Source organism: Streptomyces noursei (assembly GCF_001646665.1).
GTDB classification, from domain to species: Bacteria; Actinomycetota; Actinomycetes; order Streptomycetales; family Streptomycetaceae; genus Streptomyces; species Streptomyces lavendulocolor.
This window is the reverse complement of sequence record NZ_LWBU01000290.1, coordinates 1-19,704: the sequence shown is the minus strand read 5'-3', so window position 1 is coordinate 19,704 and position 19,704 is coordinate 1. Positions and strand designations below refer to the sequence as shown.

The following is a 19,704-nucleotide window of genomic DNA, read 5'->3' as shown; positions in this document are numbered from 1 at the left end:
GCCCGCCGCCCGACCGCCCGTGTCCCCCCGCGCTTCCCCCGCCCGGGGTCACCCGTCCTTCGTCGTAAGGCTCCGCTCGTGCACGGTCCGCAGGTCGGCGCGGTGCCCGGCCCCGCCGCCCGCCGCCGCGTGCTCCAGGCGCAGCTCCGCCGCCCGCCCGCGCAGCGTGAGCGTCATCAGCTGGTTCCCGAACCAGGGCCCGCCGGTACGGCGCCAGTCCACGACCGGCGGCCCCGTGCGGCCGTGCCGCCGCAGGGCGTGACCGATCCACCGGCCCGCGCGGCTCCAGCTCAGCCGGAACGCGCCCCGCAGCACCGCCGGGATCCGGTTGTGGACGGGCGAGCACGTCAGCTGGAGGATCCGGGCCGACGCCGGAACGGTGCCTTTCGGCCACTCGGGCTCGGCGACGTACGCGTGGTGCACATCGCCCGACAGGACGCACACCGTCGCCGGCGCGTCCGGCCCGCTGCCCGCCTCGGCGAGCAGCCGCGTCAGCTGCTCGAAGGAGTCGGGGAAGGCGGCCCAGTGCTCCAGGTCGGCCGCCCGGCGCACCCGCTCCGCCAGCCGCGCCCACCGGTCGCCCCGCTCACCCCGGCACAGGGCGGCGTTCCACGTCTCCGCGTCGTGCATCATCGGCGCCAGCAGCCACGGCAGTGACGCGCCGACGAGCAGGTGGTCGCAGTCCTCCCGGTCGTCCAGGATCTGCTCGACCAGCCAGCGCGCCTCGTCCTCGTCGTGCATCGCGCGCTTCTGCTCGTCCAGCACGCGCGCCGCCCTGCTGTCGATCATCACCAGCCGCGTGCGGCCGAAGTCGCGGCGGTAGCTCCACCGCACCGTGGCCGGGTCGGCGTCCGCGTCGGCGGCGAATCGGCGCAGCACCTCCGTCCCGTCCGGGGCGGCGCGGACCGCCGCGTACAGCGGGTCGGCCTCCAGCTCGGCGGGGGAGAGGTTGCCCAGGTGCTGGTGGACCCAGTACGACATCAGCCCGCTGAGGATGCGCTCGCGCCACCAGCCCTCCTTGCGCATGTCGGCGACCCAGGAGGCGCTGGTGTTCCAGTCGTCGATCACGTCGTGGTCGTCGAAGATCATGCACGTGGGAACGGTGGACAGCAGCCACCGCACGCCGGGGTCGAGCCAGGACTCGTAGTACAGGTGGGTGTACTCCTCGTAGTCCGCGACCTGCTCGCCCGGCGCCTCGCGGAGGTCCCGGCGCTCGGCCAGCCAGCGGCGGGTGGCCTTCGAGGTCTCGTCCGCGTACACCTGGTCGCCCAGCAGGAGCAGCACGTCGGGGCGTACGGCGCCGGGGTCGCGCGCCAGGTGGGTGGCGAGGCTGTCGAGCGCGTCCGGGCCGACCGGGTCGTCCCCGCCCGCGGGGGGCGCGGCCCAGCGGCAGGACCCGAACGAGACGCGCACCTCGTCCACGCCGGGCCGGGGCGCGGTGATGGTGCTGGCCGGATAGCGGCGGTCGGGATCGGTCGGCGGCCACACCCGGTCGCCGTCGAGCAGGACCTCGTACGGCGTGGTGGACCCGGGGGTGAGGCCGGTGACGACCACCAGCGCGTAGTGGTGCCCGGCGACCTGGAACGTGCGGCTGCTGCCCCCGGCGCCGTCCTCGCACCGCACCTCGGCCGTGCAGGGCCGGTCGGCCTCGACCCAGACCGTCGCCCGGTCGCCGCGCTCCCAGTCGACCTGTCGCAGGAGTGGTCCCAATAGCAGTCCGGCTGCCATGCCCGGCCTCCTCGTCGACTTCGTGGATCTCGTGTCTTTCACGTACCCCGAGAACGCCCGGACATCAATTTTCAGCCGTCCACCGTCCGGGGCACGCCGTCCGGCCTCCGCCGCCCCGCTCCTCCTTCGTACGGTACGGGGCGGCGGAGGGGTGAGGAACCCGGCGGGCCGGTCAGCAGCCGCTGAGCTGGGACTGCAGGGCGCTCTTCTCGGCGGAGTCCACGCTGAGGTTCCAGTGGTGCTTCACGTGCACCCACATGCGGGCGTAGGTACAGCGGTACGCGGTGCGCGACGGCATCCACTCGGCGGGGTCGAGGTCGCCCTTGGCCTGGTTCACGTTGTCGGTGACCGCGATGAGCTGCGGGCGGGTGAGGTCGTTGGCGAAGGCCTGGCGCTGCGAGGTGGTCCACCCGCTGGCGCCGGAGCGCCAGGCCTCGGAGAGGGCGACGACGTGGTCGATGTCGACGTCCGCCGCCGCGTACCAGGTGGCGCCGTCGTACTCGGAGTACCAGCTTCCGCTGACCGCCGCGCAGCCGGAGTCCTGGACGACGTTGACGCCGTCGCGCTTGAGGACCACTTCACGGGTGTTGCACGTGCCGGACTGGGTGCTCCAGTGCGGGAACAGGTCGCGGCTGTAGCCCGTGGAGGAACCTTCCGCCCTCACGGTGAGCTGGCCGAGGTACGTCCGGGCGGTGGAGGCGCTGATCGGGGTGGGCGGCGCTGCCTGGGCGGCGGGGGCGGTGGCCAGGACACCGGTGGCGGTGAGGGCGGCGGAAGCGGCGAGGACGGCTATTCGACGCGCGTAGACACCGGACATGGGTAACTCCCTTGGAATGTGGGGGCGGTGGCCGGCTGCCCGGTCGGGCTGCTCGGCCATCGTGGTGGCGCGAGGTTGCCCCGGGGGGTGCGCCGGGTTACAGAGTGACGACATGTGCACGTCACATCAAGGGGTGTGCCCGGTTTCTGACGTCCCGGCACCTGCCTTGTCCGGCTTTAGGGTTGACGTGTGCTGCTGCCCGTCAATGCCACGTTCGCGGCCGTTCTGGCCGTCCTCCTCGCCGTCGCCGCCACCGTCGCGGCGCTCGCCCACCTCCGGGCGCCCCGGGAGATCGTCACCGCGGGGGTGCGGGCCGCCGTGCAGCTCGGCGCCGTGTCACTGGTCATCGGCTGGGTGGTCCGCTCCGTACCGCTGCTGCTCGCCTTCCTGCTGCTGATGTACGCGGTCGCCGTCCGCACCGCCGGGCGCCGCGTCACGCCCAACGGGACCTGGTGGTGGGCGGCCGTGCCCATCGCCGCCGGGGTCGTCCCGGTCGTCGGCGCGCTGCTGCTGACCGGGCTGGTGCCGCTGAAGGGCATCGCCCTGGTCCCCGTGGCCGGCATCCTCATCGGCGGGGCGCTCACCGCGACGGTGCTCGGCGGGCGGCGCGCGCTCGACGAGCTCGGCACCCGGCACGGCGAGGTGGAGGCGGGGCTGGCGATCGGTCTGCCGGAGCGCGACGCGCGCCTGGAGGTGGCCCGCCCCGCGGCGGCGGACGCCCTGCTCCCGGGACTCGACCAGACCCGGACCGTGGGGCTGGTGACGCTGCCGGGCGCGTTCGTCGGGATGCTGCTGGGCGGGGCGTCACCGGTGGAGGCCGGGTCCGTGCAGCTGTTCGTGCTGGTCGGGCTGATGGCCGTGCAGGGCGTGGCGGTCGCGGCGGTGCTGGAGCTGGTCGCCCGGGGCCGGCTGCACCGGCGCGAGGGGCGGTAGCGCCGATCCCGTACCCTGGACGGAGCAGAAGGGGAGTAGCTCTTCGCCGGAACGTCGACATACTGCTGGGCCTCGCGCCCGGCCGGCGCCCGGAGGCACGCCTGCGGGCGCGCCAGCGAGACCTTCGGCAACAGCAGTGCCATGCCCCCATCCATGGCGCCGCCGTGCCGGAGCGATCCCTGAGACGCCTCTTCTCGGTACGGCGGGGCCCGACCGATTGAGGAACCCATCCCGTGCTCAGCCTCACGATCATGGCGATCACCTTCGGCGTCGTCTTCCTCGCCGAACTCCCCGACAAGACCGCTCTCGCCGGGCTCATGCTGGGCACCCGGTACCGCGCGTCCTACGTCTTCGCGGGTGTCGCCGCCGCCTTCGCCGTGCACGTCGTGCTGGCCGTGGCCGCCGGAAGCGTGCTGACCCTCCTCCCGCAGCGGCTGGTGCAGGCGCTGGTCGGCGTGCTGTTCCTGGCCGGCGCGGCGGTGCTGCTGCTGAAGAAGGGCGACGAGGGCGAGGAGAACATCAAGGCCCCGGCCGACCAGTCCTTCTGGAAGGTCTCCGGGGCGGGCTTCATGCTGATCCTGGTCGCCGAGTTCGGCGACCTCACGCAGATCATGACGGCGAACCTCGCCGCCCGTTACGACGACCCGCTCTCCGTGGGCCTCGGCGCCGTGCTCGCCCTCTGGGCGGTCGCCGGGATCGGCATCCTGGGCGGCCGGACGCTCATGAAGTACGTACCGCTGCGCCTGATCACCAGGATCGCCGCCTGCCTGATGCTGGCGCTGGCGGGCTTCAGCCTGTACGAGGCGCTCTCCGCGTGACGCCCACGCGCTGACGCCTACGCGTCGACGTGCAGGCGGATCGCGTCACCGGCGCGGTCCGCCTCCACGCGCACGTGCGTCAGATCCGGTACGTGGACGTCGGGGGCGAACGCGCCCGCGCGCGGCCCGACGCCCACCACCCGCATCCCGGCGGCGCGCCCGGCCAGGATGCCCGCCTCGGAGTCCTCGAACACCACGCAGTCCGCCGGGTCGAAGCCCAGTTCGGCGGCGCCCTTCAGGAAGCCCTCCGGGTCCGGCTTGCTGGCGCCCACGCACTCGGCGGTCACCCGCACCCGGGGCATGCGCAGCCCGGCGGCGCCCATGCGGGCCCGGGCGAGCGGCTCGTCGGCCGAGGTGACCAGGGCGTGCGGGAGTGCGGCGACGGCGGCCATGAAGGCGGGCGCGCCGCCGATCGGTACGACGCCGTCCAGGTCGGCGGTCTCCTCCGCGAGCATGGCCCGGTTGTCGGCGTGGTTCTCCTCCATGGGGCGGTCCGGCAGGAGGACGGCCATGGTGGCGTACCCCTGGCGGCCGTGGACGACCTTGAGGGCCTCGCGTGGGTCCAGTCCGTGCCGGACCGCCCAGCGGCTCCAGCAGCGCTCCACGACGGCGTCCGAGTTCACGAGCGTGCCGTCCATGTCGAGGAGGAGGGCCCGGGCGGTCAGGACGGAAGGGGCGGCCGGCATCGGCGGTCTCCACGGGGAGGGGGAGGCGGGGGCACGAAGTGGCCCGCCCGCCGGTCAGGGTTTACGGGCGGGACCACTTTGTTCCTCCACGATACAAAATCGAACCCGTGGACGCCAGTCCGCCCCCCGGCGCCTGACGGCGACAGGGGGCGGAGACGGTGTCCTCGCGGGGGCGAGGGCGCCCGGAGCGGTCAGCGGCCCGTCGTCTCCGACTCCAGCCACTGGCGCGTCTCGGGCCCGTAGACGCCCCAGCCGTCGCTCCACAGCTCGCGGGCCTGCTGGTACTGGCCCACGCCCCACTCCACGTCCTCGTTGTACCGGCCGTTCATGGGCCCGTCGTACAGACCGGCCTCCCGCAGCCGGTGCTGCAGCTCCATCACCTCCGCCCCCCGGTCGCCGCGCCGCAGCGTGACGGGCTCCTCGGGCGACGGCTCCGTGCTCGGCACCCGGCTGCCGGCGGGTGAGGGCGGCGGGTTCCCCGGGCGGCTCGACGTGGCCGGGGCCGACGTGGGGGCCGGGGCGGCGACGGCCAGGGACGCGGAGGCCGTCACCGAGGGCGACGAGGTCGGGGACGGCGACGCCGAGGCGGACGCCGACGCGGAGGCGGACGGGGAACCCGACCGCGACGGCGACGCCGACCCGGACGCCTCCGCCGGCCCTTCCGGCTTCCCGCTCGGCCACGCCGGGGTGCTCGGGGCCAGGTCGGGCAGCACCCGGTCCGCCTCGCCGTCCCCGCCGAACAGTCCGGCCGCGAACCCCGCCGCGCCCACGACCGCGACGACCGCCGCCACGGCGCCCACCACGGCGTACGGCCGGCGCGCACGGTTGCGGGACCGCGCCTCGGCCCTGGCCTGCGCCCGCGTCCCGGCCCGTGCCCCGCGCGGCGGGCCCACCGTCTCCAGCGGCACCAGCTCCGGCTCCAGCGGCACGTACAGCGGCATCGTCGCGGGCGCCGCGGCGCCGGACGGCTCCGGGCCCCAGCCCGACGGCTCCGGCCCCCAGCCGGACCCGGCGTCGCGCAGGTGCACGTACGGACGTATGCCCAGCGTCTCCTCCGTGGAGGCGCACCCGCAGTCGCCGTCGCACTCAGGACAGACCTGTCCCGTCAATGTGGGCCCCTCCCCTTGAACTGCGAGCGATTATGCAGCCCGCCGGGCCATGTGCGGCACCACACTCCGCTTCCACCGCCCCGCTCGGCGGGCCGTATCGGGACGAAGCGCCCAGGATGGGATGAGGAAACGAGGGGTACGCGTCCGACCCGCCGCCCGCCCGCGAGATGACGGCCCGCGAGATGACGAGGGAGAGAGCATGGCGCAGGAAGTGACCACCCCGGCCACCGGCCCCGCCCCGGGCCAGGGACAGAACCGGCGCACCGTCCTGGTCGCCATCGGCGCCCTGCTGCTCGGCATGCTGCTCGCGGCACTCGACCAGACCATCGTCTCCACCGCCCTGCCGACCATCGTCAGCGAACTCGGCGGCATGGACCACCTGTCGTGGGTCGTCACCGCGTACATGCTCGCCTCGACCGCCGGCACACCGCTGTGGGGCAAGCTCGGCGACCAGTACGGCCGCAAGAAGCTCTTCCAGACGGCCATCGTCATCTTTCTCATCGGCTCCGCGCTGTGCGGCGTCGCGCAGAACATGCCGCAGCTCATCGCCTTCCGCGCGGTCCAGGGACTGGGCGGCGGCGGCCTGATGGTGCTCTCCATGGCCATCGTCGGCGACCTCGTGTCCCCGCGGGAGCGCGGCAAGTACCAGGGCCTGTTCGGCGCCGTCTTCGGCGCCACCAGCATCCTCGGCCCGCTCCTGGGCGGCCTGTTCACCGAGCACCTCTCCTGGCGCTGGGTCTTCTACATCAACCTGCCCATCGGAGTCGTCGCGCTCTTCGTCATCGCCGCCGTGCTCCACATCCCCGTGCGCTCCGCCCGCCACACCATCGACTACCTCGGCACCTTCCTCATCGCCTCCGTCGCCGCCTGCCTCGTCCTGGTGGCGTCCCTCGGCGGCACGACGTGGGACTGGGGCTCCCCGCAGATCATCGGGCTCGCCGTCCTCGGCGCCGTCCTGCTGGTCTGGTTCGTGCGCGTCGAACGGCGGGCCGCCGAGCCGGTGCTGCCGCTGAAGCTGTTCCGGATCCGCACCTTCACCCTCGTGTCGGTCATCAGCTTCGTCGTCGGCTTCGCGATGTTCGGCGCGATGACCTACCTGCCGACGTTCCTCCAGGTCGTCCGGGGCGTCACCCCGACCATGTCCGGCGTGCACATGCTGCCGATGGTGCTCGGCATGCTGCTCACCTCGACCGCCTCCGGCCAGATCGTCAGCCGCACCGGCCGCTGGAAGGTCTTCCCCGTCCTCGGCACGGCCGTCACGGCCCTCGGCCTGGTCCTCCTGCACCGGATGGAGGTGTCCAGCTCCGACTGGGAGATGAGCCTGTACTTCTTCGTCTTCGGCGCCGGACTCGGCCTCGTCATGCAGGTACTGGTCCTGGTGGTGCAGAACGCCGTGGCGTACGAGGACCTCGGCGTCGCCACCTCCGGCGCCACCTTCTTCCGCTCCATCGGCGCGTCCTTCGGCGTCGCCATCTTCGGCACCGTCTTCACCAACCGGCTCACCGGCAAACTGGCCGAGGCCCTGGAGGGCCGGGAGCTGCCGCCGGGCGCCGGTGCCGACCAGCTCGCCGCCGACCCGCGCGCCATCGCCGCACTCCCGCCCGACCTGCGCCCCGCCGTGCTGAACGCGTACGCGACCTCCATCACCGACGTCTTCCTGTACGCCGCACCCGTCGTCGTCGTCGCCTTCCTGTTCGCCCTGCTGCTGAAGGAGGACCGGCTGCGCGGCGCCGTCACCGCACCCGACCCCAGCCAGACCGTCGCCTCCAACCCCGTCGAACGCTCCTCGTACGACGAGTGCGCCCGCGCCCTGTCGGTCCTCGGCTCCCGCGAGGGCCGCAAGGAGATCTACGAGAAGATCACCGCCCGCGCGGGGCTCGACCTGCTTCCCGCCGCCAGCTGGCTGCTGCTGCGCGTCCGCCGCCACGGCACCGTGGAGCCCGGCCGGCTCGCCGACACCACACCCGTGCCGCTGCGCTTCATCACCCAGGCGGCCCGGCAGCTGGAGGAACGGCGGCTGGTGCGCCGCGAGGGCCTGCAACTGATGCTGACCGAACAGGGCGTGGAGGTCGCCGCGCGGCTGGCGCACGCCCGGGAGGAGTCCCTCGCGGAGCTGCTGGGCGACTGGTGGGGCCCGGAGCGGCCGACCGACCTGGTGCAGCTGGTCGAGGAGCTGACGGCCGAGCTGTGCGGCTCCCGGCGGGAACGGCCGCGCTCCGTGGAGGTGCGCCGCAACCACGCGCGCTAGCCGGCGGCCCGGGACGCGGCCCGCAGCTCCTTGCCGTACCAGATCTCCATGTACGGGCCCTCGCAGTACGCCGGGATCTCGCGGTAGCCGCCGCGGACGTACAGGGCGCGCGCCTCCACCAGGTCCAGCCGGGTGTTGAGCACCATGCGCCGGGCGCCCAGCGCGGCGGCGGCCGACTCCAGGGCCTCCAGCAGCAGGGCCGCGCCGCCGGTGCCGCGGAAGGCGTGCCGGACGAAGACCCGGGTCAGCTCGGCCCGTTCACCGTCGAGCAGCACCACCCCGCCGCAGGCGGCGGGCCGCCCGTCCACCCGGCCGACGAGGAACTGGCCGGTCGGCGGCGTCAGTTGCTCCACGCCGTCGCCGGTGAGCCCTTCGTCGATCTCCGCCGCCGTCGCCGGACGCCGCCAGTAGCGGCTCGCGACGTCGTCGTAGTAGTCGCGGCGCAACGCGGTGGCGTCCGGCGTGTCGTAACGCTCGGGGCGGATGGTCCAGTCGGTACGCGTCATGGGGCGTCTCTATCCGAGCGCCCGTCGTTTGGCCAACGATTTAGCGGCAACACGGCGGTCGAGCAGACACGAAGAGACCCCGACCCCTGGATCGAGGGAAGACAGTCATGTCAACTGTCCTGATCGTCGTCGCATTGGTCGTCGTCTTCGTCGCCGTCGTCGCCGCGGTCCTGTACGCCGGGCCGGGCAGGGCGGGAGGCCGGCGCGGGCGCGGCTTGAAGCGGCGGTTCGGCCCGGAGTACGAGCGGACCGTCGCCCGGCACGACGGAGACACCAAGGCCGCGGAACGAGAACTCGCCGAGCGCGTCCGGCTCCACGGCGACCTGCGGCCGCAGCCGCTGTCCCGTGAGGCCCGCGAGCGGTACGTGGCCCTCTGGGCGGGCCTGCAGGAGCAGTTCGTCGACGCGCCGCGCCAGGCGGTGTCCGAGGCGGACCGGCTGCTGGCCAGGCTGGCCGAGGACCGCGGCTTCCCGGCGGCCTCCGCGTACGAGGAGCAGGTCGCCGCGCTGTCCGTGCACCACGCCGAGCACGTCGACGGCTACCGCCGGGTGCACCGCACCGCCCACATGGACGGCCGCGACCCGCACATGGGCACCGAGGAGCTGCGCGCGGCGATGGTCGAGGCGCGGCGGCTGTTCGAGCGGCTCGTCACCGAACACTCCGAGGACCACGCCCGGCACGCCCCGCGCCGGCAGGCCGAGCGCGGCCGGCGGGTCCACGCGCCGTGGCCGAAGGGAAGTGGCGCCTGATGACCCCGCAGCAGCAGGACCCGAGGCACGGTCACACCGACCCGTACGGGGCCAACGCCCCCGGTACCGCGACGGGTACGCCGTACCGCGTCGCCCCGCTGAACGAAGCCGCCGCCCGGCCAGGGACGCCCGCGGAGGGCACCGCGACACCCCCCGGCCACGCTCCCGGCGCCCCGCACACGCCGGGCGCCCCGCAGACGCCCGGCGCCCCGGCCGCGACGGGTCGGCCCGGCCCCGCGGCCACCGGTCCCGCGACGGGCGCACCCGCGCCCACCGCCGCCCCCGAGACCCCCGCCACCGCCGGAGCGGGCACCGCCCCCGCCACGACGGGCACCGGGGACCCCACCGGAACGCGCACCGGTGACCGCACCGGTGACGGCGGGCCCGACGGGCCGCCGGCCGGTGCCCGCGGGAGGACCCCCGGCACGGGCGACGTCGCCGGGGTGTCCGCGCCGCTGGTGCCGGACGGCACCCGGGAGGAACTCGCCCGGCGCATGCAGCAGGCGCTCAGCGGGTTCGTCGACAGCCCGCACCGGTCCGTGAAGGAGGCCGCCGACGTGCTGGACGCGGCGGCCGACGAGCTCACGGCCGCCCTGGCCGACCACCGGCGTGCCCTGCGCGCCGACTGGGACGGGCGGGACGGACACGACGACGACCAGGAGCCCGACACCGAGCGGCTGCGCGTCACGCTCCAGGCGTACCGCGCCATGGCCGAGCGCCTGCTGCGCGTGTGACGGGCGGTCAGGCCGCCACGCGGGCCAGCAGCATCCCGTCGTAGCCCTTGCCGCCGACCATCTGGAGGGCCGTCGCGTCCAGCCGGGGGTCACGCGCGACCAGGTCGAACAGCTCGCGCGTCGCGGTCACCGCCGGGTCCGTCGAGGACTCGTCGGTGATCGCGCCGCCGCGCACCACGTTGTCGACGACCACCAGGCTGCCCGGCCGGGTGAGCCGCAGCGCCCACTCCAGGTACCCCGGGTTGTTCGGCTTGTCGGCGTCGATGAAGACCAGGTCGAAGGGGCCGGCGCCCTCCCGGGCCAGTACCGGCAGCGTGTCCAGGGCCGCGCCGGTCCGCACCTCGGCCACCTTGTCCAGGCCGGCCCGCGCGAGGTTCGCGCGGGCCACGTCCGCGTGGGCGGGGTCGTACTCCAGCGAGATCAGCCTGCCGTCGTCCGGGAGCGCCCGGGCCAGCCACATGGTGCTGTAGCCACCGAGCGTGCCGATCTCCAGGATCGTCCGGGCGCCCTGCACCCGGGCGAGCAGGTGCAGGAACTTGCCCTGGGGCGGTGACACGGCGATCGCCGGCAGGCCCGCCGCGTCACTGTCGGCGAGCGCGGCGGCCAGTGCCTCGTCGGCGGGCGCCAGCATGTCGGTGAGGTAGTCGTCCACGGCGGTCCAGCGTTCTTGGCTCATGCCGCCGAACGTACGTCACGCCACCGCACGCCGGACCGTCATATTTGGCCGTGTCACCGGCGTCCGGCGAGGGCGGCGATGTGGGCAGGCACCGGTGTGCCGGCCGGGAGCAGCGGGTCGGGCTCGGGCGCGCCGAAGACGGGCCGGTACGGGAGCACCCCGGCCCACACCCCCGACGCGGCGTCCGGTCCCTCCCCGTCGTCCGGCGGGCCCGCCGACGTCTTGACGGACGCCTCGTCGAGCGGAAGGGCCAGCAGCGAGGTGGCCGCCAGCTCCTTCCTGCTGGGCGAACGGGCGTACTCCCACTGCCCCGGCGCGCACTGCTCGGTCAGGACGCGCAGCCCGTGCAGCAGCTCCTCGCGGTCGGTGACGCGGCGCGGGGTGCCCAGCACCATGGCGCAGCGGTAGTTGACGCCGTGCTCGAAGACGGACCGGGCGAGGACGAGCCCGTCGACGTGGGTGACGGTGACGCACACCTGGGCGCCGGGCGACTGGACGAGACTGCGGCTGGCGACGGAACCGTGCAGATAGAGCACCCGGGTGTCGAAGTCCACGCCGTAGACGGTCGGTACGGCGAGGGGCGTCCCGTCGACCACGACCGCCAGGTGGCAGACGAACCCGGCGCGCAGCACGTCGTCGAGGTCGGACCGCAGGGTGCTGCCCTTCTCCCGCAGACGCCGGTGACGGGTCCGGTCGGTGACCTCCAGGCGCTCCTCGCGCCGCTCGTCCGGTCCTTCCGCGTGCATACGTCCCCCCGCTGCCTCGTTCCGTGCCGGTCGCGGCCACCCTCCCAGGGGCGGATCGCGATGATCAAGCAAGGTCTCAGGATGTGGCCGCCGCGATGAGTAGGCGGCGGGCCGCCGATTGAGTAGCCGCACTCAGGCCACCGGCCGGTCGCGGCCGCAGGATCGAGGTGTGAACGTCACCCGGAACGTCGAACCCCGCGACCTGGCCGACCGGCCGGCCTGCGTCGTCCTCGCCCTGCTCTTCTGGGGCTGCACGGCACTCGTCGTGCTCGGCCCCGTCCTCCTGCTGGGCGCGCTGGCCCTCGCCTGGGCACAGCCCCTGGAGGCGCTCGGGCCCATGGGCAGGGCGGCCCTGCTCCAGGCCGGGCTGATCGCGGCCCTGGTGCTGCCCCTCCACCGCGCGCCGGGGGTCCGCCGCCTCGCCCGCTGCGCCCGGTACGCGCTGCTCGGCCCCCTGGCCCTGCTCGTCGCCCTCACCGTCCTGGTGTGCGCCGGACCGCCGCTCTGACGGCAGTGGCGGGACGGCGGCAGGTCGGCGCGGGAGCGCGGACGCGGGAAGGCCCCGGTGAACGTCGTTCACCGGGGCCTCGTGCCGTTCGTGCGGGACGGCTCAGTACCAGCCGTTGGACTGCCAGAAGTTCCACGCGCCGCACGGGCTGCCGTAGCGGTCGTTCATGTAGTCCAGGCCCCACTCGATCTGCGTGGCGGGGTTGGTCTTCCAGTCCGAGCCGGCCGACGACATCTTGGTGGCCGGCAGGGCCTGCACCAGGCCGTAGGCGCCGGACGAGGCGTTCGTGGCGGTCGGGTTCCAGCCGGACTCGTGCTCCACGATCTTGCTGAAGCACTGGTACTGGCCCGCCGGGACCATCTTCTTCGCGATGTCCTGCGCTGAGGCGGCCGAGGCGGGGGCGGTCGTGCCCAGCACGGCGCCGGTGGCACCGAGCAGCACGGCGGCGCCGGCGGCGACGGACTTGGGACGGGCGGAGAAACGGCTGACGAGCGAGCGGAACACGTGGCGACCTAACGTCGGGGACGGGGGAGTCGCACAGGCATGCCGGAACCACGCCGGGGGCGGGGGAGGAGGCTGCCAGGGGCGCTGCGATGCGAGCGGCGCCCGGCGACATCACCAGAGAAGCAGGGCGGTCGGGCCGCGGCAAGGAGCCCTGTTACTACCCGGCACCGGAGACCGGGCCGAAGGTCGCCCCGCCCGCCGAGGGCGATCAGTGCACGTCGCCACGGGAGGCCCCGGGCCCTCCGGCTGTCCGTTCTGTCCCACTATCGTCGTTCGTATGTGACATGGGTCCTGTGGGGCGCCTCACCCCTGAGGGCTCCGGAACGGCCCCGCCGGCGCCTTCGAATGTGACCTGGGCCTCGAAGGCGGCCCGGCGGGTGGCCCGTCGCAGGGCCTTCAGAACCGTGGATCCGATGGTCATCATCAGGACGACGGTGAGTACCGCGCGCCCCAGGTCCCAGCCGAGCGACGTCGCCGCGCAGTACGCCAGGAACCGGACCAGGTTCTCGTGCACCGGATCGCCGGGCCGGAAGGAGATGCCGCTGCCCATGCCCTGGAGGGTCACCCACCCCTGGAGGTTCATCACCGTCCCGTACGCGAACGCCGCCACCGCCCCGTACGCCGACAGCATCAGCAGCTCGCCCCGGCCCCGCAGCGCCACCGGCCCCGGCAGCAGGCCCGCGCCCATGGTGAACCAGCCCATCGACAGCATCTGGAACGGCATCCACGGGCCCACCCCGCCGGTCAGCAGCGCCGACGCGAACATCGTCACCGCGCCCAGCACGAACCCGAACCCGGGGCCGAGGACCCGGCCGCTCAGCACCATCAGGAAGAACATCGGCTCCAGGCCCGCCGTGCCGGCGCCCAGCGGGCGCAGCGCCGCCCCGACCGCCGCCAGCACGCCCAGCATCGCCACCGCCTTGGCGTCCATGCCGCAGTCGGCGATCGTCGCCACCACCACGGCCACCAGCAGCGGCAGGACCACGGCCAGCAGCCACGGGGCGTCCTGCGACCGGCCCGCCAGCACGGACGTGCCGTCCGCCAGCAGCGGCCAGCCGAAGGCGACCACCCCGATCGCGCTGATCAGCACGAGCGCGGCCACCGACCGGGGCCCCAGGCGCACCGGGCGGGCGGCGCTCACAGGGCCGCCTCCACCTGCGGCACGGTCAGCCACGGCTGCGGGGCCAGGACCTTCGCCACCTGCGGGGCGAAGGCGGGCGAGGAGACGACCACCTCGTGGGTCGGCCCGTCCGCGACGACCTCCCCGTCGGCGAGGATCACCACCCGGTGCGCCAGTTCGGCCGCCAGCTCCACGTCGTGCGTCGCCATGACGATGGCGTGCCCCTCGGCGGCCAGCCCGCGCAGGACACCGGCCAGCCGGGCCTTGGCGGCGTAGTCCAGCCCCCGGGTCGGCTCGTCCAGCAGCAGCAGCGGGGGCCGCGCCGTCAGGACCACCGCCAGGGCCAGCGCCAGCCGCTGCCCCTCCGACAGGTCGCGGGGGTGGGTGCCGTCCGCCACCCCGGGCAGCAGCTCGGACACCAGGGCCCGGCACGCCCCCGGCGCGGCGCCCGCGTCGGCGTCGGCCGCCGCGCACTCGGCCGCCACGGTGTCGGCGTACAGCAGGTCGCGCGGCTCCTGCGGGACCAGCCCCACGTGCCGGACCAGCTCGCGCGGCGGCGTGCGGTGCGGCACCCGGCCGCCCGCCAGCACGCTGCCCGACGCCGGCTCGACCAGCCCGACCAGCGTGCCGAGCAGGGTCGACTTGCCGGCGCCGTTGCGCCCCATGAGCGCCACCGTCTCGCCCGCGCGCACCACCAGGTCCACGTCCCGCAGCGCCTCGACCCTGCCGCGCCGCACGGCAAGGCCGCGGGCCTCGGCCACCGCCGGCGCGGCGGCGGGGGCGGGCGGCGTGACCCCGCCGCGCACCAGCCGCTCCAGCACCGCCCGCACCCCGGACCGCGCGGCCCCGGCGCGCCGCGGGCCGTCCCCGGGAGCGCCGGAAGCAGGCGCGGCGGACGCGGGCGCGGTGGCGGGGCCGGGCGGGGGCGTGCGCCCCGCCAGCCGGTCCCGCAGCCCGCCCGCCCGGCGCCGGGCGTCCCGTACCGACAGCGGCAGCGGGTCCCAGCCCGCCAGCCGGCCCAGGGCGACCACCGGGGGGTGCACCGGCGACACCGCCATGACCTCGGCGGGCGGGCCGACGACCACCGGGGCGCCCGGCGCCGGCAGCAGGGCCACCCGGTCGGCGTACTGCACCACCCGCTCCAGGCGGTGCTCGGCCATCAGCACCGTGGTGCCCAGGTCGTGCACGAGCCGCTGGAGGACCGCGAGGACCTCCTCCGCCGCCGCCGGGTCGAGCGCCGACGTCGGCTCGTCGAGCACCAGCACCTTCGGGTGCGGGGTCAGCACCGACCCGATCGCCACCCGCTGCTGCTGGCCCCCCGACAGCGTGGCGATCGGGCGCTCGCGCAGCGCGGCCAGGCCCAGCAGGTCGAGCGTCTCCTCCATCCGGCGCCGCATCACCGCGGGGGCGAGCCCCAGCGACTCCATCCCGTACGCCAGCTCGTCCTCCACCGTGTCGGTGACGAAGTGCGCGAGCGGGTCCTGGCCCACGGTGCCGACCACGTCCGCCAGCTCACGCGGCCGGTGGGTGCGGGTGTCCCGGCCGCCGACGGTGACCCGGCCGCGCAGGGTGCCGCCCGTGAAGTGCGGGACCAGGCCCGACACCGCGTTCAGCAGCGTCGACTTGCCCACCCCGGACGGGCCCACCAGCAGCACCAGCTCCCCCTCGGGGACGGTCAGGTCGACGCCCGCCAGCGTGGGCGCGCCGGCGTCGGCGTACGTCACCGTCACGTTCTCGAACCGGATCACATGGACTCCTTCGGCAGCGGGGCCACGAACGCGGGCAGCAGGCCCACGAGGACGGAGAGCGCCGGCCACAGCGGCAGCTCGGGCGCGGCGAGCGGGACGACGCCCGGGTGCAGCGCGGCCGCGTCGGCGGCGACCACCAGCGCGGCGACCGCCGCCCCCGACCCCGCCACCAGCCAGGACCGCGCGTCCCACCGGTCGGGGCGGTAACGGGTGCGCACCGACCGGCGGCCGCCCAGCCGCAACCCCGCCAGCGCCATGGCCACCCCCGCCGCGACCAGGGGCACCGCGTACGAGCCCCCCGACGCGGCCAGCAGCCCGTACCCGCCGACGCACACGCACAGCAGGCCGCCCAGCGTCAGCACCGTCGTGGCGTGCCGTACCGCGCGCGGCACCGGGGCGGTACGCCCGTACCCGCGCGCGTCCATCGACGCGGCGACCGCCACCGACCGCTCCAGCGCGCCCTCCAGCACCGGCAGCCCCACCTGGAGCACCCCCTTCACACCGCCCGCGGGCCGGCCGCGCAGCCGCCGGGCGGTCCGCAACCGCCCCACGTCGGCGACCATGTTCGGCGCGAACGTCATCGCGACGACCACGGCGACCCCCACCTCGTACAGCGCGCCCGGCAGCGACTTCAGCAGCCGCGCCGGGTTGGCGAGCGCGTTGGCGGCGCCCACGCAGATCAGCAGCGTGGCCAGCTTCGCCCCGTCGTACAGCGCGAACACCAGTTGCTCGGCCGTCACCCGGCCCCCGATCCGCACGCCCTGCGCCCAGTCGGGCAGCGGCACTTCGGGCAGCGTGACCAGCAGGTGCGTACCGGGGATGGGAGAGCCGAGGAGCACCGAGAAGACCAGCCGGACCACCAGGACCGCCAGGCCCAGTTTCACGAACGCCCCGTACGAGCGGGCCCATGGCGCGTCCGTGCGGCGGGCGGCCACCACGAACCCGGCCACGCCGACCAGCAGGCCCAGCAGCAGGGGGTTGGTCGTGCGGGACGCCGCGACGGCCAGGCCGAGGGCCCACAGCCACCAGGCGCCCGCGTGCACGGCGTTGGAGCGGTTCGCCTCGGGAGCGCGCAGGTTCACCGGCGTCGGCGGCGGGCCTGCCACACGGCGGCGGCGCCCAGGACGACGACGGCGGCCACCCCGGCCACCGTCCCGACGGACGGCCCGGGTTCGAGGTCCATCACGGGGCGCGGCCCCGGCGACGGGGACGCGGAACCGGCCGGGTCCGTCCCTCCGGTGTCCGCCGACACCTGCTCCCCGCAGCCGGTCCTCGGGTACCCGGTGATCGCGCACAGCAGCGCCTGGTTGTCGTACCGCAGCGGCTTCGCGACCGTCGCGAGCACCTCGGCGGCGGTCGCGTCGGCGCGCACCCGCGCGCACGCCTCGCGCGGCGCGGGCGGCGTGCCGCCGTCCGCCGGCGCGTCGGCCGCCGTGCCGAAGTCGATGACGAGGGCGACCCGCTTGGTGCCGTCGGCGGCGGGGGCCTTCCCGCAGACCGCGGCGAAGTCGGGGGCGCGGCGGGGCCGTGCGGCGTCCTGGGAGTCGGCGCTCACGGCGAACCGGTAGCCGTTGACGTCACCGTCGGCGGGCCGGGCGGTGGCCGGTCCCTGGGTGGCGTACGTCCATCCGGCCCGGCCGTCGGCCTGCCAGAACGACCAGTAGCGGTAGCCGGCCGCCTCCGCCGTGCCGGGCAGGCCGAGCAGCAGGGCGCAGACCGCGAGGAGCAGCGCCGGGAACCTGGCGCGCGTCACAGCTGCCGGTTCCGCTTGCGGCCGCTGAGCAGGAAGCCGATGCCCATGCCGGCCACCAGGAAGATGGCGACGACCAGCCAGACGTCGAAGCCGGGCTCCTCCTCGGCCTCCTGCTGCTCCGCCTTCTCCTCCAGGGGCACCGACTGCGGCGCCGGACCGGTCGCGTTCAGCCGCTGCACGAGGTCGACGCCGCCGAAGTCGCGGACGTCGGCACCCACCGTGTGCGCGGCGAGGATCAGCTGGGCCCAGGCCGCCGGGCCGCTCTCCTGCGCCCAGGCGGCGGAGTTCTTCTTCAGCCACGCCACGGCGCCCGCCGCCTTGTCGCCGTGCCCGGCCGCGCCGAGGGCGACGACCGCGTCGGCGGTGTTGCCGAAGTCGGGCTGCGGGGCGGTGGCGGCGGCGCCCGGCATGGGCGGCAGGTCGAGGTGACCGCTCCGGGCGAGGGCGGTGGCCAGGTAGGCGGCGCCGTTGCGGGCGGCGCGCTCGGCGGTCGGTTCGGCCGGGGTCACGCAGGTCGGCTTCTGCTCCGGTTCGGCGCCCCGCGTCTGGAGGTCCTTGCCGAGCCCGGCGAGGACGGCGGCGGCGGTGGCGTCGCCGTTCGCGACCAGCGCGCCGGTCTTGGCGTCGGGCTGGTAGGCGAAGGCGCCCGCGCCCGCCTTGGCGTCGCAGGGGATCGCGAGGCGCAGGAGCGCGTCGTAGGGCGTACGGCCTTTCTTCGACGTGATGTCGCCGGGCCGGTGGCCGGTCGCGGCGAGGGCGCTCACGACGATGGACGTGGAGTTCGCGTCGCTGGGCGAGCCGGGGTTGTAGCCCCAGCCGCCGTCCTCGTTCTGGACGCCCTTGAGCCACGCGGCGCCGGCGCCCATGGCCTTGCTGACCCGGTCGGTCCCGGGCTCGGCCGCGTCGGGCTTGTCGACGCCCGACAGGGCCTGGACGGCGACGGCGGTGGCGTTGGTGTCCAGCAGCGTCTTCGGGTCGCAGGTCTTCGCCGGGTCGGGGCGGTAGGAGGCGAAGCCGCCGCTGTCGCACTGCTGGTCGAGCAGCCAGTCCACCGCCTTGCGGTGGGGTTCGACGCCGGCCACCTGCTGGGCCATGAAGGCGAGCGACTGCCGCCACACGCCGTCGTAGGTCGGGTCCTTCGTGCCGTACAGGCCGGCGGGGAGCGTGGGGGAGGGGGCCGGCGACGGCGCCGCGTGGGCGGCCGGGGAACCGCCCGACAGCAGGACGGCGGCCGCGGCGAGCGCGGCGGCTCCGTGGCGTACGCGAACGGTGGTCATGGCTGGGGGTGGCCTCTCCTGCGGGAACCGGGACCGGCACGCGAGAGGCACCAGGCTCCGGCTCCGTATTCCTCGACGGTGCCGGCCACCGGGCGCTGGGTCCCGGCGGCACGAGCCGAACACGTACGCGCACGGGGCATTCCGGCTCACCGCCGAGGGGCGGTCTCACGGCTGCGTGGTCAGCGCCGGATTTGCACCGGCTTCCCCCCGTACGCGCATGATGACGACGGGCTCACTCTACCGGCGGGTCACGGCGGGCCGGACGCGACGTACGTCACGGTGGCGGGGCCCGGCGGGACGGCGGGCGACCCGGTCCGTCCGCCCGGGGGAGGGTGGACGGAGGGGCGGCGCGCGGAGCCCGTCGTTGCACGGTTCGGCCCGCCCCCTCGTGCGAAGCTGCACACCTGATCACGGGGGCACGGGGCCCGCGTGGGACGCAGGATTGGGACAGCTGTGCGCGAGGCGATTGGCGTATCCCCCGCTCGAGCGAGGGCGAGGGCCTGGACGAGGGCGGCCGCGGCCGCCGGTGTGGTGCTGCTGGTCGCGGGCTGCGGCGGCGGTTCCGGCGAGGGGACGGGCACCCCCGCGCCCCCGCCCGGCACCACGGCCCCGGCGGGCGCGGGAGCCGGGGCGCAGGCCGGAGGCGGCCTGGACGCCGCGGCGGTCACCCGGGAGATCGCGGCCGCGGCGACGGCGGCGGGCTTCACCGAGGAACCCTCCGACGACGTCCCCCCGGCCCTCAGGTCCTGCATGGTCTCCTGGCAGGTCGACGACGAGAAGGCCGCCGACTCCCGGAAGTCCTACGACGACACGGTCGCGGCGCTCGCCGAGGGCGGGTGGAAGCGGTCGCCGACGATCGACCGGAAGGGCGCCGTCATCACGTCGCTCGACAAGAGCGGCTGGACGGTCAAGGCCGGCCACCACAGCCAGGACGGCTTCCTGGTGGTCTCCTTCATCGCCACCGACAACGGGCCCGGCTGCCAGAAGCTGTTCCAGGAGGACCTGGAGAAGAACAAGAACGCCCGCTAGGTCGTGTCCGCAAAG

At 75.2% G+C, this 19,704-nt stretch carries 20 protein-coding genes and 1 riboswitch; of the genes, 7 read left to right on the top strand and 13 right to left on the bottom strand.

Annotated elements, in window-relative coordinates; all coding sequences use genetic code 11:
* Positions 1 to 48: 48 nt before the first annotated feature.
* Both A4V12_RS21770 and A4V12_RS21765 read right to left on the bottom strand, forming a co-directional pair.
* Positions 49 to 1,728 (bottom strand): alkaline phosphatase D family protein, encoded by a 1,680-nt coding sequence (locus A4V12_RS21770; RefSeq protein ID WP_064071094.1) that lies wholly within the window; start codon positions 1,726 to 1,728, stop codon positions 49 to 51.
* 172 nt (positions 1,729 to 1,900) lie between these two features.
* Positions 1,901 to 2,545, bottom strand: coding sequence for an HNH endonuclease family protein (locus tag A4V12_RS21765; protein WP_064071093.1), 645 nt, complete (start codon positions 2,543 to 2,545; stop codon positions 1,901 to 1,903).
* A 189-nt stretch (positions 2,546 to 2,734) separates the two neighbouring features.
* Between A4V12_RS21765 and A4V12_RS21760 the strand changes: the two genes are divergently transcribed.
* Together A4V12_RS21760 and A4V12_RS21755 are read left to right on the top strand one after the other, a co-directional pair.
* Positions 2,735 to 3,478 carry an ABC transporter permease gene (locus tag A4V12_RS21760; protein WP_064071092.1) on the top strand — a complete coding sequence of 248 codons (744 nt, stop codon included), beginning with the start codon at positions 2,735 to 2,737 and terminating at the stop codon, positions 3,476 to 3,478.
* 233 nt (positions 3,479 to 3,711) lie between these two features.
* On the top strand, positions 3,712 to 4,296 hold the full coding sequence (locus A4V12_RS21755) for a TMEM165/GDT1 family protein (protein ID WP_064071091.1): 585 nt from the start codon (positions 3,712 to 3,714) through the stop codon (positions 4,294 to 4,296).
* 17 nt (positions 4,297 to 4,313) lie between these two features.
* On the opposite strand, the gene A4V12_RS21750 is transcribed toward A4V12_RS21755, so the two are convergent.
* Entirely contained in the window at positions 4,314 to 4,982 is a 669-nt protein-coding gene (locus A4V12_RS21750) for an HAD-IA family hydrolase (RefSeq protein WP_064071090.1), read from the bottom strand.
* A gap of 191 nt (positions 4,983 to 5,173) precedes the next feature.
* Complete coding sequence (locus A4V12_RS21745; protein ID WP_159028908.1) at positions 5,174 to 6,091, bottom strand: peptidoglycan-binding domain-containing protein; 918 nt, start codon at positions 6,089 to 6,091, stop codon at positions 5,174 to 5,176.
* 199 nt (positions 6,092 to 6,290) lie between these two features.
* Between A4V12_RS21745 and A4V12_RS21740 the strand changes: the two genes are divergently transcribed.
* On the top strand, positions 6,291 to 8,339 hold the full coding sequence (locus A4V12_RS21740; protein ID WP_064071088.1) for an MFS transporter: 2,049 nt from the start codon (positions 6,291 to 6,293) through the stop codon (positions 8,337 to 8,339).
* Here the strand turns inward: A4V12_RS21740 and A4V12_RS21735 are convergent.
* Positions 8,336 to 8,845, bottom strand: coding sequence for a GNAT family N-acetyltransferase (locus tag A4V12_RS21735; RefSeq protein ID WP_064071087.1), 510 nt, complete (start codon positions 8,843 to 8,845; stop codon positions 8,336 to 8,338). The genes A4V12_RS21740 and A4V12_RS21735 overlap by 4 nt on opposite strands.
* Positions 8,846 to 8,952: 107 nt before the next feature.
* Between A4V12_RS21735 and A4V12_RS21730 the strand changes: the two genes are divergently transcribed.
* Both A4V12_RS21730 and A4V12_RS21725 read left to right on the top strand, forming a co-directional pair.
* Complete coding sequence (locus tag A4V12_RS21730) at positions 8,953 to 9,594, top strand: hypothetical protein (RefSeq protein WP_064071086.1); 642 nt, start codon at positions 8,953 to 8,955, stop codon at positions 9,592 to 9,594.
* Positions 9,594 to 10,328: a hypothetical protein gene (locus A4V12_RS21725; RefSeq protein WP_079137239.1), complete on the top strand. Its 735-nt coding sequence runs from the start codon at positions 9,594 to 9,596 to the stop codon at positions 10,326 to 10,328. The genes A4V12_RS21730 and A4V12_RS21725 overlap by 1 nt, the downstream gene beginning before the upstream one ends.
* Before the next feature lie 7 nt (positions 10,329 to 10,335).
* Here the strand turns inward: A4V12_RS21725 and A4V12_RS21720 are convergent, their stop codons facing one another.
* Together A4V12_RS21720 and A4V12_RS21715 are read right to left on the bottom strand one after the other, a co-directional pair.
* Positions 10,336 to 11,004 carry an O-methyltransferase gene (locus A4V12_RS21720; protein WP_064071085.1) on the bottom strand — a complete coding sequence of 223 codons (669 nt, stop codon included), beginning with the start codon at positions 11,002 to 11,004 and terminating at the stop codon, positions 10,336 to 10,338.
* A 53-nt stretch (positions 11,005 to 11,057) separates the two neighbouring features.
* Entirely contained in the window at positions 11,058 to 11,750 is a 693-nt protein-coding gene (locus tag A4V12_RS21715; RefSeq protein WP_064071084.1) for a pyridoxamine 5'-phosphate oxidase family protein, read from the bottom strand.
* Between the two features lie 169 nt (positions 11,751 to 11,919).
* On the opposite strand from A4V12_RS21715, the gene A4V12_RS21710 reads away from it, so the two are divergent.
* The gene (locus A4V12_RS21710) at positions 11,920 to 12,258 is read left to right on the top strand and encodes a hypothetical protein (protein WP_064071083.1); all 339 of its coding nucleotides are present in this window, start codon (positions 11,920 to 11,922) and stop codon (positions 12,256 to 12,258) included.
* A 102-nt stretch (positions 12,259 to 12,360) separates the two neighbouring features.
* Here the strand turns inward: A4V12_RS21710 and A4V12_RS21705 are convergent, their stop codons facing one another.
* The 6 genes from A4V12_RS21705 to A4V12_RS21680 form a co-directional block, all read right to left on the bottom strand.
* Positions 12,361 to 12,762: a transglycosylase SLT domain-containing protein gene (locus tag A4V12_RS21705; protein WP_064071082.1), complete on the bottom strand. Its 402-nt coding sequence runs from the start codon at positions 12,760 to 12,762 to the stop codon at positions 12,361 to 12,363.
* Between the two features lie 208 nt (positions 12,763 to 12,970).
* Positions 12,971 to 13,903, bottom strand: a complete 933-nt coding sequence (locus A4V12_RS21700; protein ID WP_079137238.1) for an ECF transporter S component — start codon at positions 13,901 to 13,903, stop codon at positions 12,971 to 12,973.
* On the bottom strand, positions 13,900 to 15,630 hold the full coding sequence (locus A4V12_RS21695; RefSeq protein WP_064071081.1) for an ABC transporter ATP-binding protein: 1,731 nt from the start codon (positions 15,628 to 15,630) through the stop codon (positions 13,900 to 13,902). The genes A4V12_RS21700 and A4V12_RS21695 overlap by 4 nt, the downstream gene beginning before the upstream one ends.
* Positions 15,627 to 16,712: an energy-coupling factor transporter transmembrane component T gene (locus A4V12_RS21690; protein WP_234372282.1), complete on the bottom strand. Its 1,086-nt coding sequence runs from the start codon at positions 16,710 to 16,712 to the stop codon at positions 15,627 to 15,629. Before A4V12_RS21690 ends, A4V12_RS21695 begins: the two co-directional genes overlap by 4 nt.
* Positions 16,709 to 17,383: an SCO2322 family protein gene (locus A4V12_RS21685; protein WP_064071079.1), complete on the bottom strand. Its 675-nt coding sequence runs from the start codon at positions 17,381 to 17,383 to the stop codon at positions 16,709 to 16,711. The genes A4V12_RS21690 and A4V12_RS21685 overlap by 4 nt, the downstream gene beginning before the upstream one ends.
* Positions 17,380 to 18,660 (bottom strand): prenyltransferase/squalene oxidase repeat-containing protein, encoded by a 1,281-nt coding sequence (locus A4V12_RS21680; RefSeq protein ID WP_064071078.1) that lies wholly within the window; start codon positions 18,658 to 18,660, stop codon positions 17,380 to 17,382. The genes A4V12_RS21685 and A4V12_RS21680 overlap by 4 nt, the downstream gene beginning before the upstream one ends.
* 134 nt (positions 18,661 to 18,794) lie before the next feature.
* Positions 18,795 to 18,867, bottom strand: a riboswitch (cobalamin riboswitch).
* Between the two features lie 246 nt (positions 18,868 to 19,113).
* On the opposite strand from A4V12_RS21680, the gene A4V12_RS21675 reads away from it, so the two are divergent.
* Positions 19,114 to 19,689 carry a hypothetical protein gene (locus tag A4V12_RS21675; protein ID WP_234372281.1) on the top strand — a complete coding sequence of 192 codons (576 nt, stop codon included), beginning with the start codon at positions 19,114 to 19,116 and terminating at the stop codon, positions 19,687 to 19,689.
* Positions 19,690 to 19,704 lie beyond the last annotated feature (15 nt).

Excerpts from the sequence above, each read along its gene's own strand:
- A4V12_RS21770 (WP_064071094.1), bottom strand. The coding sequence starts at position 1,728 with ATGGCAGCCGGACTGCTATTGGGACCACTCCTGCGACAGGTCGACTGG.
- A4V12_RS21765 (WP_064071093.1), bottom strand. The coding sequence starts at position 2,545 with ATGTCCGGTGTCTACGCGCGTCGAATAGCCGTCCTCGCCGCTTCCGCC.
- A4V12_RS21750 (WP_064071090.1), bottom strand. The coding sequence starts at position 4,982 with ATGCCGGCCGCCCCTTCCGTCCTGACCGCCCGGGCCCTCCTCCTCGAC.
- A4V12_RS21740 (WP_064071088.1), top strand. The coding sequence starts at position 6,291 with ATGGCGCAGGAAGTGACCACCCCGGCCACCGGCCCCGCCCCGGGCCAG.
- A4V12_RS21735 (WP_064071087.1), bottom strand. The coding sequence starts at position 8,845 with ATGACGCGTACCGACTGGACCATCCGCCCCGAGCGTTACGACACGCCG.
- A4V12_RS21730 (WP_064071086.1), top strand. The coding sequence starts at position 8,953 with ATGTCAACTGTCCTGATCGTCGTCGCATTGGTCGTCGTCTTCGTCGCC.
- A4V12_RS21725 (WP_079137239.1), top strand. The coding sequence starts at position 9,594 with ATGACCCCGCAGCAGCAGGACCCGAGGCACGGTCACACCGACCCGTAC.
- A4V12_RS21720 (WP_064071085.1), bottom strand. The coding sequence starts at position 11,004 with ATGAGCCAAGAACGCTGGACCGCCGTGGACGACTACCTCACCGACATG.
- A4V12_RS21715 (WP_064071084.1), bottom strand. The coding sequence starts at position 11,750 with ATGCACGCGGAAGGACCGGACGAGCGGCGCGAGGAGCGCCTGGAGGTC.
- A4V12_RS21680 (WP_064071078.1), bottom strand. The coding sequence starts at position 18,660 with ATGACCACCGTTCGCGTACGCCACGGAGCCGCCGCGCTCGCCGCGGCC.